Annotated in this window: 1 pseudogene; it reads right to left on the reverse strand. The window is 62.3% G+C overall.

Annotation, left to right across the window (positions count from 1 at the left end):
- Window positions 1-676: pseudogene (locus H9S92_RS07720) on the reverse strand (hypothetical protein); the annotation flags it as partial.

Below are 676 nucleotides of genomic sequence, written 5' to 3' on the forward strand. Positions count from 1 at the left end.
CACCCTCCCGAACCGTGATCTCGTCCGTCAGGCTCACCAGTTCGCTCAGGCGACCCGCAGCCGTAGCCATCACTTCCAGCGTCAGCACCGCATCACCCCGCAGGGCTACCGCCACCAGGCCGTCTCCAGCCCGGTTCAGGTTGATCGCGCCTTCGCCTTCGTAGCTGGCCGTCACCAGCTCCAGGCCAGTGGCCAGTTCGATTGTACCCTGGAAGCCCGCCAGCTCAGTGCCGCGGATTTCCATCGTGTGCATCTGACCAGCTTCCAACTGGACGTCAGCGGCTTCGATGGAGGCCGTAGAACGTCCATTGCCCACTACGTCACCGTAAGCGAAGGCCACGAAGTCCGCATCCAGGATGCTGCCCGTCAGGTCGTTGGCATTGTACACCTCGGGGAAGGCCGCAGCGTAAGGGTTGCTCACGTCAACGTCCGCCGGCACGAAGCCCCAGCTCTCGCCGGTAGCGTAGTTCGCGTCGAGGCCGAGGATCACCCGCTGGATCGCAACGAGGTCCAGTACGTTCAGGTTCCGGTTCTGGTCGACGTCCGCCGCCAGGTAGTCGTAGGGAGACGTGAAGTCTTCCGCACCCAGGATCACGTTGGCGATCTTGACGATGTCCGAAGTCTTTACATCCTGTACGTTTACCGCTACGGCGTACTCGGGTTGTACCGTGTAGTC

It is taken from the genome of Neolewinella lacunae (assembly GCF_014349155.1).
Lineage (GTDB): Bacteria > Bacteroidota > Bacteroidia > Chitinophagales > Saprospiraceae > Neolewinella > Neolewinella lacunae.